The organism is Roseateles sp. P5_E11 (genome assembly GCF_054049355.1).
Map to the genome: position 1 here is coordinate 1 of NZ_JBFUMO010000157.1, position 11,136 is coordinate 11,136.

Here is an 11,136-nt window from a genome sequence, read left to right on the forward strand (position 1 = left end):
TCTGGACGCTGCACCTCTGCTATTCGGAGGATGTCAGCGTCGACGCCATCACCATCCGCAACAACGACGGCGACGCACGCGGCCCGTCCACCGACGGCATCGACATCGACTCCTCCCGCCGCGTCACCATCCGCCGCGCCGACATCGCCGTCAACGACGACGCCCTGGTGCTGAAGGCCGGCCGCGACGCCGACGGCCTGCGCGTCGCGCGGCCCTGCGAAGACATCAGCATCAGCGACTGCATCGTCCGCGAGGGCGCCGCGGGCTTGACCTTCGGCAGCGAGACCTCGGGCGGTTTCCAGCGCATCACGGCGAGGCGCATCGAAGTGCATGCGCCGGTGCCGGTGGGCCTGCTGTTCAAGTCCGCACCCAGCCGCGGCGGCTTCATCGAGGGCGTGACGATCAGCGATCTCGTTCTGCACGAGGTACCCGCCGCGCTGCGCGTGACGATGAACTGGAACCCCGCCTTCAGCCGCGCCCGCATCCCCGCCGCCGAACGTGCCGGCGCACCCGCTCACTGGCTCAACCTCGCCACGCCGGTACCCGCTGAACGGGGTCGCGTCCGGGTGGACGGTGTGCGCATCGAGCGCCTCAAGGCGCGCGGCGCGGCAGTCGCCTTCGAGGTCGACGCCTATGCCGAGACGCCGCTGCGGGGCTTCCATTTCACGGGGCTGGATGTCGAGGCCCAACGCGGCGGCCATGTGCTGGACGCAGTGGACTGGCGCTTTGCGGACAGTCGCATGTCGCTTGGAGAGCCCATCGCCGTTGGCACAGACATCGAACTCGATGGCCTGAGCAGCGCCTGCTGGAGACATGATCCCGCCCTGCGCCGCCGCGACGTGTCGGCCCTGCCGATGGCGGAGCAGGACGTTCAATAAGAAGGAGACAAGCGATGAGCGACGAGACCCTGGCCTTCAAGATGCAGCTCAAGCCCGGCGTCGTGCCGGAGTACAAGCGCCGCCACGACGAGCTCTGGCCCGACCTGGCCGCGGCCCTGCGCGAAGCCGGCATCCATGACTACTGGATCTTCCTGGACGAAGCCACGCTGTCCCTCTTTGCCGTGCTCAAGCGCAAGCCAGGCACCGCCTTCGACGCCCTGCCCCAGCAGCCCGTCATGCGCCGCTGGTGGGACTACATGGCCGACCTGATGGAGGTCGAGCCCGACAACAAGCCGCGCCAGTGGCCGCTGCAGCCCCTCTTCCACTTCAATTGAAGGCAGGTCGTCATGCGCACCTGGATCACCCTCGCCCTGGCCTGGGCCCTCGCCCTACCGACGCTCGCCGCCGACTCGCTGCGCCCATCCCTGCTGCTGACGGCCCGCGCCGCCGACCAGGATCTGTCGGGCCGCTGGACCTATTCCAAGGACCTCTACCGGACGGGATTCACCGACATCAACGGCTGGCCCGCCAAGCCGCGCATGCAGCGCTTTCGGGATGTCGACGTGGCCGCGTCCGAGGCCAAGGGCGGCGCGGGCTTCTTCGAATACGACCTCGACCGCGCGCCGGCAATGGAGCTCCCCGGCGCCTGGAACTCCGCCGTTCCCGAGCTGCGCTACTTCGACGGACTGATGTGGTTCCAGCGCCGCTTCGATGCCCCCGTCAAGCCGGGTCGGCGCAGCTTCCTGCGCTTCGAGGCCGTGAACTACCGCAGCACCATCTTCCTGAATGGCCAGGAGGTCGGCAAGCATGAAGGCGGCTTCACACCCTTTGTCGTCGAGGTCACGCAGGCCCTGCGCGAGACCGGCAACCGCCTGGTCGTCGGCGTCGATTCCAAGCACGACGCCCAGACCATTCCGGCCGAGATCACCGACTGGGATCTGTATGGCGGCATCACGCGGCCGGTCAAGCTGTTCCAGACGCCCGCCACCTTCATCGACGACGCCACGCTGCGCCTGACCGAGGCCGGCCGCATCGTCGGCAGCCTGCAGCTCAACGGCCCGCAGCCGGCCAACCAGGCCGTGAGCCTGCGCATCGCCGCGTTGAACCTCACGCTGGCGGCCCGCACCGACGCGAACGGCGAAGCCCGCTTCGACACTGCCGCGCCGGCGGGGCTCAAGCGCTGGTCGCCCGAGTCGCCCACGCTCTACGACGTGGATTTCGAGGCTGGCGGTGACCGGGTTCGCGACCGCATGGGCTTTCGGACCATCGCCGTGCGCGGCAGCGACATCCTTTTGAACGGCCAGCCCATCACGCTGCGCGGCATCTCCATCCACGAGGAGGAGATCGGCCCCAACCCGGCTCGCCGCATTGACGAAGCCGCCGCGCGCCGCCTGCTCGGCGAGGTGAAGAATGGCCTGCACGGCAACTACGTGCGCCTGTCCCACTACCCCCACAACGAGACCATGCTGCGCGTGGCCGACGAGATCGGCCTGCTGGTCTGGAGCGAGATCCCCGTCTACTGGAGCATCGACTGGGATACGCCCGCCGTGCTGGACAAGGCCCGCCGCATGCAGGCCGAGACCATCTACCGCGACCGCAACCGCGCGGCGTTGATCCTGTGGAGCATTGGCAACGAGACGCCGGTGGCCGAGAACCGCACGCGCTTCCACACCGCCCTGGCCGAGACCGTGCGCGCTCTGGACGCCAGCCGCCTTGTCAGCGCGGCCCTGCTCGTCGAGCGCAAAGGTGACACCATCCATATCGCCGACCCGCTGCTGTCGCAACTCGACGTCATCGCCGTCAACACCTATGCCGGTTGGTATGGCGACGACACGCTGGACACGGTGCGCCGGCTGCGCTGGGATGTGCCTGCGGACAAGCCGCTACTGTTCTCCGAGTTCGGTGCGGACGCTTTCGCGGGCTTTCGCGACCCAGCCTTGAGACCGAAGTTCTCCGAGGACTACCAGGCCGACTACTACCGCGCCACGCTGGCGATGGCCGCCAAGGTGCCCACGCTGCGTGGCCTGTCACCTTGGGTGTTGAAGGACTTCCGCTCGCCGCGCCGCGAGCACCCGRTCTACCAGAACGGCTGGAACCGCAAGGGCCTGATCTCCGAGACCGGGCAGCGCAAGCTGGCGTTTGAGGTCCTGGCCGAGCATTACAAGGCGCAGGCGAAATGAAGCGATGGCTGGCCGCTCTCGCCTTGGCAGCGGCGGCACTGTCGGCCCAAGCCGCCCGCGAAACCTACAACTTCAACCCCGGCTGGCGCTTGCATGTCGGCGACGCGCCGGGCGCCGAAAGCACGACATTCGACGACGCCAGCTGGAAGCCCGTCACCCTGCCCCGCGCCTGGAATGAAGACGACGCCTTCGCCAAGGACATCGTCGACCACAGCACCGGCATCGCCTGGTACCGCAAGCGCTTCACGCTGCCCGCCGACGTCGCCACCCGCAAGGTCTTCATCGAGTTCGAAGGCGCCCGCCAGGCCGCCGAGGTCTGGGTCAACGGCCAGCGCATCGGCCTGCATGAGAACGGCGTCACCGCCTTCGGCTTCGACCTGAGCCAGGCCGTGAAACCCGGCGACAACCTCATCGCAGTGCGCACCGACAACCGCTGGGACTACCGCGAGCAGGCGACCAACCAGCGCTATCAGTGGGCTGACCGCAACTTCAACGCCAACTACGGTGGCCTGCCCAAGAACCTGCGGCTGCACCTCACCGACAGGCTCTACCAGACGCTGCCACTGCTCTCCAACCTCGGCACGACCGGCGTCTACATCTATGCCAAGGATTTCGACCAGAAGGCCGGCCGCGCGACCATCACGGCCGAAGCCCAGGTGCGCAACGAGCACGGCCGGCCGCGCCGCTTTGGTTATGAGGTGACGCTGCGCGAGCCGGGCGGCCGCGTCATCGCGACGTTCAGGGCGCCCACCCAAACCATTCCCGCCGGCGCCACCGCCACCGTCAGCGCCAAGGCGCTCGTGACCGGCCTGCAGTTCTGGAGCTGGGGCCACGGCGCCCTCTACGACGTGGAGACGACGCTTAGCACCGATGGCAAGCCCGTTGACCGTGTCGTCACGCGCACGGGCTTTCGCCAGACCGAGTTCACGCAAGGCATGGTCAAGCTCAACGGCCGTGTCATCCAGCTCAAAGGCTACGCCCAGCGCACCAGCAACGAGTGGCCGGCCATTGGACTCTCCGTACCCGCCTGGCTCAGCGACTACAGCAACGGCCAGATGCTGACCAGCAATGCCAACTTCGTGCGCTGGATGCACACGGCGCCGTGGAAGCAGGACGTGGAATCGCTGGACCGGCTCGGCTTGATGCAGGCCATGCCGGCGGGTGACTCCGAGGCTGACGTGACCGGCCGGCGCTGGGAGCAGCGCATGGAGGCCATGCGCGACGCCATCGTCTATTTCCGCAACAGCCCGAGCATCCTCATGTACGAGTCGGGCAACCGCGGCATCAGTGCCGAGCACATGCGCGAGGTGGCCGCACTGCGAGACCGTCTCGACCCGCACGGTGGCCGCGCCGCCGGCAGCCGCGAGATGCTGTCCCACGCCCTGCAAGACGTGGCCGAGTACGGCGGCGAAATGCTCTACGTCAACAAGAGCGCGCGACGGCCGATGTGGGCCATGGAGTATTCGCGCGACGAGGGTGCGCGCAAGTTCTGGGACGAGCTCTCGCCGCCTTTTCACCGCGACGGCGACGGCCCCGAGCACAAGGGCCAAAGCGCTGCGGCCTACAACCGCAACCAGGATTCCCACGCACTGGAAGACGTGCGCCGCTGGGTGGACTTCTGGCGCGAGCRCCCGGGCACCGGCACGCGCGTGTCGTCGGGCGGCGTCAACATCATCTTCAGCGACAGCAACAGCCACCACCGCGGCGCTGAGAACTACCGCCGCAGCGGCGAGGTGGATGCGATGCGCATTCCGAAGGAGGGCTTCTTCGCTCACCAGGTGATGTGGGACGGCTGGGTGGATGTGGAGAAGCCGCGCGTCCATCTGTTGGGCCATTGGAACTACGCGCCGGGCACGGTCAAGACGGTCACCGTCATCTCCAGCGCGCAGCGCGTGCAGCTGACGCTGAACGGCAAGGTCATCGGCACGGCCGAGGCCGCCGAACCCTTTGTCTTCCGCTTCGACAGCGTGCGCTTCGAACCCGGCGAACTGCGTGCCGTGGGCTTGGACAAGGACGGCAACACCGTCTGCGAGGACGTGCGCGTCACCGCCGGCGCGCCCGCCGCGCTGAAGCTGGCGGCTCGGACGCACCCGCAAGGCCTGCAGGCCGATGGCGCCGACCTGGCGCTGGTGCAGGTCGAAGTGGTGGACGCTGCCGGCAGACGCAACCCCATCGCGCTGGACACGGTGAGGTTCACGCTGGACGGCCCAGCCGAATGGCGCGGCGGCATTGCGCAGGGGCCGGGCAACTTCGTGCTGGCGCGCGAGCTGCCGGTGGAAGGCGGCGTCAACCGCGTGCTGGTGCGCAGCACGACCGACGCGGGCGTCATCCGGCTGCGCGCCGAGGCGCCCGGCCTGGCTCCGGCCACGCTGGAACTGCGTTCGCAGCCCGTGCCTGTCATCGGCGGCTTGAGCACCCGCTTCCCTGCGGACGGCCTGGCGCCGCAATCCACACGGGGAACAACGCCGGCCACACCTTCCTTCACGGCAAGCCGCCTGGCCGTTGCCATCGCGTCTGTCGAGGCCGATAGCGGCATGCCGGCCCAGGCCATTGACGATGACGAATCAACCGCTTGGATCAGCGAAGCCGGCAAGGGCACCATCCGCTTCAAGCTGGCCGAGCCGGCCACGCTGAACGAGATCACGCTCAAGCTCGGCGGCTGGCGCGAGCGGCGCTACCCGCTGCGCGTCAGTGTCGACGGCACTGAGGTCTGGCGCGGCCTGACCGAGCGCAGCCTGGGCTATGTGACGCTGCCGCTCAAGCCCCAGCGCGGCCAGACGGTCGGCATCGAGCTGGCCGGTGAGGCCGAAGGCGGCACGGAAACGGCGAACACCGAAGTCGCCAACCAGAAAATCGTCGACACCGGCGCCAGCCGCCTCGGCCGCGGCGTGCTGTCCATCGTCGAGGCCGAGTTCTACCGCCTGCCCTGAACCATGTCTGCTGCAAACCTCACCCGCCGCCAGCTGCTGACCACTGCACTGCTCGCCACGGCCCTGCCCGCCGGCGCCCAGCCCACATCCTGGCCCAACCCGTTGGTCCCCCAGCGCGCCGACCCGCAGATCCTGCGCCACGGCGATTGGGTCTACCTGATGGCCACGGTGCCCGAATACGACCGCCTGGAGCTGCGCCGCGCGCGCAGCATCGCTGGCCTCGCCACTGCCGAGCCGAAAGTGATCTGGCGCCGGCACGAGCAGGGCCCGATGAGCCACCACATCTGGGCGCCCGAGCTGCACTTCATCGACAACCGCTGGTTCATCTACTTCAGCGCCGGTGAAGCGAAGGAGCCGTGGAAGATCCGTCTGTGGGTGCTCGAGAACGCGTCGCCCGACCCCATGCAGGGCGACTGGACCGAACGCGGCCAGATCAGGACGCAATGGGAGACCTTCACGCTGGACGCCACCGTCTTCGAGCATCGCGGCCAGCGCTACATGGCCTGGGCCCAGACCGACCCGGCGAAGAAGAACCACAGCACCGACATCTTCATCTCAAGCATGAAGAGCCCGACCGAACTGCAAGGCCCGCAGGTGCGGCTGAGCCAGCCCGACTACGCCTGGGAGAAGGTGCGCCACTTCGTCAACGAGGCGCCGGCCGTGCTCATCCACGGCGGCCGCGTCTTCATGACCTACTCGGCCGCCGGCACCGGCGCCGAGTACTGCCTGGGCCTGCTGTGGGCCGACGAGAACGCCGACCTGTTGGACGCGAAGAACTGGCGCAAGTCGCCCGGCCCGGTGTTCACCAGCAGCCCGGAGAACGGCATTTACGGCCCCGGCCACAACAGCTTCGTCACCGAGCCGGATGGCAGCGTGCTGAACGTCTTCCATGCCCGCAACTACCGCGACATCGTCGGCGACCCGCTGAAGGACACCGGTCGCGCCACCCGCGTACAGCCGCTGGCGTTCACGGCCGACGGCATGCCGGACTTCGGCCTGCCGCTGCCCGAGAAACGATGAACCTCATTGCTCTGTCAGCCGGCGCGCCGAATGTCTTTGACGGCGAATCGCCCGACCGCATCTGCCGCCGCCCGACGCGGGCCGAGCTGCACGCCTATCCGTCGCCCTCACCGGCGCGCGGCCGTGCCCTCGTCTATGCCGGCGGCGGCTACCTGCAGCTGATGCACGACAAGGAAGGTGTCGAGATCGCGCAATGGCTGAACACGCTGGGGCTGGACGCCCATGTGCTGGTGCATCGCCTGCCCGGTCAGGACGGCCAGCCCTTCGACATCGCGCTGCAGGACGGTCTGCTCGCGCTGGATCACCTCGCCACGCTGCCGCCGCTGCCGCTGCTGCACGTGGGCCTCTCCTCCGGCGGCCATCTGGCCGGCGTCATGGCCTGCCAGCGGGAATCGGCGGGCGCCGTCATCGCGTACGCTCCCCTCAACGCCAACCACCGTGACCACAAGTTCCCGCCCGGCAAACCCGACTTTCCGCCGCCCGAGAAGCAGGCCTTCTACGACGCCTGGCCCATCGGCATTGCCAGCCAGCCCCACGGCCTGCCGCGCTGCCCGGTGTTCCTGGCCTATGCGCTGCACGACCCCGTCGTGCCCGTCGCCCATGCACTCAACCTGATCGCCGCGGCCCAGCAACACCGGCTCGACGTCGAGGCCCATGTCTTCCCGCAGGCCGAACACGGCTTCGCGCTGCGGGAACTGGCCGGCACGCAGGATCAATGGCCAGCGCTGGCAGCCCGCTGGATGGGCGAGAAACTGGGCAACCCAAACTTCGCCTAACCTTGCGCGCTTGTCGGGGCAACAAAGCAAGCATGCTGCAAGAGATCAATACCTGGGCTGACTACCGTTCCAAGCTGCGCGAGTTCGACGCCGTGCTCGAACATGGCAAGGCGGTTTCCGCGGCCCTGACCGGCCAGCCCCTCTCGGCTGTGCATGTCAGCTATGGCGAACAGATCTTCGCCAAGCTGCTGTCCCACGGCATCGCCTTGCGCCGGCTGGCGCCTGACCCCACCCAGCAGCCGCCTCTCGATCTGTGGGATCTGCCGTCCATGAGCGCCCTGGCGCGCTGCGTCATCGAGGCCCATGACGCCTTTGAGTACATCGCGGGTCATCAAGTGCCGGACTCGGAACGCAGCTTCCGCATCCGGCTCTGGGAACTGCATGACGCCACGCGCCGCCTGAAGATCCTGGGCGGCATCGCTTCGACGGACCCGGCCATCAGCGGCATCCTGGCCGACGCGGCGCGGCTCCAGCTGGCGCTGGAAGCGCTCGAATACATGGCTTCGCTGCCGGCTGTGCCACAAGCGGAATTGCGCCTGCGACTGCGGCGCAGCGACCCGCCGGACTTTCATCTGAGCCGCCGCCAGCGCTGTGCCATGAGTGGCGTCGACGCCGATTGGCACAAGTCGGTCACGATGCAACTCGCGCAGCACGCGCTCACGCTGCCGTTCTCCGTCCACCAGTTGCACCAGTTCCAGGCGGGTACGCCCCAGGCGCTCCGCCTGATGGCCATGCCGCTGCTCTTCGCCCTGCCCTTCCTGGTTCGCGCCATCCAGGCCATGGACCTGCTGACGCCCGGGCGAGTCCCCAAGCCGCCAAGCCGCACAGCTCGCACCATGACAGTGTGGCGCACCCTGGCAGAGCGAGGCACAAGAGACACCGGACGAGCCGCTGGCTAAAGGTACTGCTGCTCTGGATGACCCGTCTGCAGCGGCGATAGCGAGCGGACCATCAATCCCGCAGCACCGCCTGCAGGCGTTCGGCCAACTGGGCACGCTTGGCGTCCGAGCCGGCATTCGCCAGCGCACACCGGGCCGCGGCCCTGGCCTCGCCGGCGCGGCCGACGGCCAGCAGCGCCTCGGCCTGCGCGGTGTTCAGCAGCCAGTCATCGGGCAGGGCGGCCAGCGACGGCGCCAGCACCTTCAGCGCCCGCCCGGCCTCTTCCAGGCGCAGCAGCCGGTCCGCCAAAAAGTAGCGCGCCACCTTCACGCTGGGCTGCGAGTCCCCCTGCCCCAGCGCCAGTTCTGCCGCCAGCGCCAGTTCGGATTGGGCGACGGCATCGGCCAGACGGCCGGCACCGTCCATCACGGCCGCCAGCTGGCCGTGCAGGTCGGCGACACCCGCCTGCCCGCCGGCTGCGGCGATAGCTCGGACAAAGCAGGCCTCGGCCGCGTCGAGGCGCCCGGCCTCCCAATGCGCGCGGGCCTGCCGCGCCAGCGCGTTGATCGATTCATCAGCGTTCATCGCTCCCCCTCAGCGCTTCGCGGCGCGCTGCGCGAAGTCGCCCACGCCTTGCTCCGTGCGCTCGACCTTGCGAATCGAGCCGTCGTCATTGAAGTGCAGGTACTCCGCCGCCACGTGCCGCTGCTTCTTTGCGCAAGCCGCACCGGAGACGTCCAGCCAGCGGTGATAGAACAGCAGCCACTGGCCTTTGTACTGGACGATGGAGTGGTGGTTGTTGCCGCCCTCGGCGTCCATGATGACGCCGCGGTAGGTCCACGGGCCTTTGGGCGAGGCGCCCGTGTAGTAGGTCAGGATGCGGTTGTGCTCGGGCATGGTGAAGTAGTACAGGCCGTTGCGCTTGAACACCCACGGGCCTTCCATCGGCGGCTCGTAGCCGCCCATGTCCATCTTCTGCAGTTCGCCCTTGATGCTGCGCATGTCGTCAGCCATCTCCGCCACCAGGTAGTTGACGCCTGATGTGCGGCTGTAGAGGTAGGCGCGGCCGTCGTCGTCGACGAACAGCACCGGGTCATTGGCGTAAGGCTTGCGCCACAGCGGCGCGCCGATCATGTCCTTGAAGGGGCCGGCGGGCGAGTCGCTCTCGGCGATGCCGATGCCCATCCACTTGGTGCTGTTCTTCGGGTTCTGGCGGTCCTTGACGCCGGTGCCGGCGGGGAAGACGAGGTAGTACCTGCCGTTCTTGTAGGCCGCGTCGGGCGCCCAGGCGTAGTCGTCAGCCCACTTCAGATCCTTGACCGACAGCACCGCGCCGTGGTTCGTCCAGTTGACGAGGTCGGTGGACGAGAAGGCGGTCCAGTCCTTCATGTGGAAGTCGGCCTGGCATTCCTCGTCGTGCGAGGTGTAGAGCCACAGGCGGCCGTCGGGCCAGACATGGCCGGAGGGGTCGGCGGTGCGCAGGTCCTTGCCGAGGGCCAGCGGGTTCTGGGCTTGGCAGGCCGAGGCGGCGAGCAGGGCGGCAAGGGCGAGCGAAGCAAGTTTCACGAGGTCACCTCAGAAGCGGTTACCGGCACGTTGCGACGAGCACGCGGCGGAGCACCTTGCCGAGCGAGGCACCCTGCTCGTCGAAGGCCTCCATCAGAACCTGGCCGCCGAACTTGTCCGTCTTGCCGATGAGGTCGAACGTCCTGAGCCGCCGCACGTCGGCGGGCGAGAACGGCAGGTTGACGAAGTCACGCGTCTTCGGGGATTCGCGAAGACCCTGCAGGTGCACCAGCGAGCGTTCGGCGGCATTGAACTGCGCAACCTCCTTGCCATGGGGATCGGCAGCGAGGTTCAAGCCGGGGCGGACGACTTCGTCCACGGGCGAGGTGGCCGCGTTCGTCGTGCTGCCGTTGACCACCGCATCAAATCGTCCGTCCGGTCTCGCCTTGATCTCGACGGCAAACCGCCCCTGGCCGAACGCCGAGAAATCTGCGACGCAAGTCGTCTGCGCATGAGCGGCGCCTGTGAGGGCCAGCAGACAAGGGATCAGCGTGACTGGGATGCGTGCTCTCATGGGGAGGTGGGGTCAACAAGGTTGGGAATTCTGACTCGCGGTCAGGAGCGGCAGGCACCGGGCAGCAGTTCCGCGCCATCGAACATCAGGTCGCGCTGGCCGGCCGCCAGTTGCAGCCGCAGCGTTCCGGCGGCGCGTTCTGGCAGGGTCAGGGATGCGCTCAGTCGATTGGCCAGCACGCCCTGCCCCCAGGCGGCGTCCTGCACGCCGCGCGGCCAGCGCAGTGGGTGGGTCTGGCCGTCGACGACCACGTCAGCCTGCCAGGGCTCGCCTGCGGTCAACGGGTAGGTGGGGAGCACGTAGACGCGCAGGCAGCTGGCGCCGGCGRGTGCCTGCGCTTGCAGCGCCAAGGTCGAGCCGGGCTGCTGTGCGGCGAGCACGCCGTCGCGACGG

General features: G+C 68.3%; 11 protein-coding genes. 7 read left to right on the top strand and 4 right to left on the bottom strand.

Features of this window, described 5'->3' with window-relative positions; genetic code table 11:
* From ACXJKR_RS13710 to ACXJKR_RS13740, 7 genes are all read left to right on the top strand, one after another.
* The coding region (locus ACXJKR_RS13710) for a glycoside hydrolase family 28 protein (RefSeq protein WP_457323297.1) at positions 1-878 on the top strand (878 nt) is incomplete at its 5' end.
* A 14-nt stretch (positions 879-892) separates the two neighbouring features.
* Complete coding sequence (locus tag ACXJKR_RS13715; protein WP_457323298.1) at positions 893-1,213, top strand: L-rhamnose mutarotase; 321 nt, start codon at positions 893-895, stop codon at positions 1,211-1,213.
* Positions 1,214-1,225: 12 nt separating this feature from the next.
* The gene (locus tag ACXJKR_RS13720) at positions 1,226-3,058 is read left to right on the top strand and encodes a glycoside hydrolase family 2 protein (protein ID WP_457323299.1); all 1,833 of its coding nucleotides are present in this window, start codon (positions 1,226-1,228) and stop codon (positions 3,056-3,058) included.
* Positions 3,055-5,988, top strand: coding sequence for a glycoside hydrolase family 2 protein (locus ACXJKR_RS13725; RefSeq protein ID WP_457323300.1), 2,934 nt, complete (start codon positions 3,055-3,057; stop codon positions 5,986-5,988). Before ACXJKR_RS13720 ends, ACXJKR_RS13725 begins: the two co-directional genes overlap by 4 nt.
* Before the next feature lie 3 nt (positions 5,989-5,991).
* The gene (locus tag ACXJKR_RS13730; RefSeq protein ID WP_457323301.1) at positions 5,992-7,008 is read left to right on the top strand and encodes a glycoside hydrolase family 43 protein; all 1,017 of its coding nucleotides are present in this window, start codon (positions 5,992-5,994) and stop codon (positions 7,006-7,008) included.
* Positions 7,005-7,784, top strand: coding sequence for an alpha/beta hydrolase (locus ACXJKR_RS13735; protein ID WP_457323302.1), 780 nt, complete (start codon positions 7,005-7,007; stop codon positions 7,782-7,784). The genes ACXJKR_RS13730 and ACXJKR_RS13735 overlap by 4 nt, the downstream gene beginning before the upstream one ends.
* Positions 7,785-7,816: 32 nt before the next feature.
* On the top strand, positions 7,817-8,683 hold the full coding sequence (locus tag ACXJKR_RS13740; protein ID WP_457323303.1) for a hypothetical protein: 867 nt from the start codon (positions 7,817-7,819) through the stop codon (positions 8,681-8,683).
* 52 nt (positions 8,684-8,735) lie between these two features.
* On the opposite strand, the gene ACXJKR_RS13745 is transcribed toward ACXJKR_RS13740, so the two are convergent.
* The 4 genes from ACXJKR_RS13745 to ACXJKR_RS13760 all read right to left on the bottom strand — a co-directional run.
* A complete protein-coding gene (locus ACXJKR_RS13745) occupies positions 8,736-9,248 on the bottom strand; it encodes a hypothetical protein (RefSeq protein WP_457323304.1) in 513 nt (170 codons plus the stop codon).
* 9 nt (positions 9,249-9,257) lie between these two features.
* Positions 9,258-10,229, bottom strand: coding sequence for a family 43 glycosylhydrolase (locus tag ACXJKR_RS13750; RefSeq protein ID WP_457323305.1), 972 nt, complete (start codon positions 10,227-10,229; stop codon positions 9,258-9,260).
* 19 nt (positions 10,230-10,248) lie between these two features.
* Positions 10,249-10,743 (bottom strand): hypothetical protein, encoded by a 495-nt coding sequence (locus ACXJKR_RS13755; protein WP_457323306.1) that lies wholly within the window; start codon positions 10,741-10,743, stop codon positions 10,249-10,251.
* A gap of 41 nt (positions 10,744-10,784) precedes the next feature.
* A partial coding sequence (locus tag ACXJKR_RS13760) for a hypothetical protein (protein WP_457323307.1) occupies positions 10,785-11,136 on the bottom strand: 352 nt, incomplete at its 5' end.

Coding starts and splice junctions, on each gene's coding strand:
- ACXJKR_RS13715 (WP_457323298.1), top strand. CDS start 893: ATGAGCGACGAGACCCTGGCCTTCAAGATGCAGCTCAAGCCCGGCGTC.
- ACXJKR_RS13730 (WP_457323301.1), top strand. CDS start 5,992: ATGTCTGCTGCAAACCTCACCCGCCGCCAGCTGCTGACCACTGCACTG.
- ACXJKR_RS13735 (WP_457323302.1), top strand. CDS start 7,005: ATGAACCTCATTGCTCTGTCAGCCGGCGCGCCGAATGTCTTTGACGGC.
- ACXJKR_RS13740 (WP_457323303.1), top strand. CDS start 7,817: ATGCTGCAAGAGATCAATACCTGGGCTGACTACCGTTCCAAGCTGCGC.
- ACXJKR_RS13745 (WP_457323304.1), bottom strand. CDS start 9,248: ATGAACGCTGATGAATCGATCAACGCGCTGGCGCGGCAGGCCCGCGCG.
- ACXJKR_RS13755 (WP_457323306.1), bottom strand. CDS start 10,743: ATGAGAGCACGCATCCCAGTCACGCTGATCCCTTGTCTGCTGGCCCTC.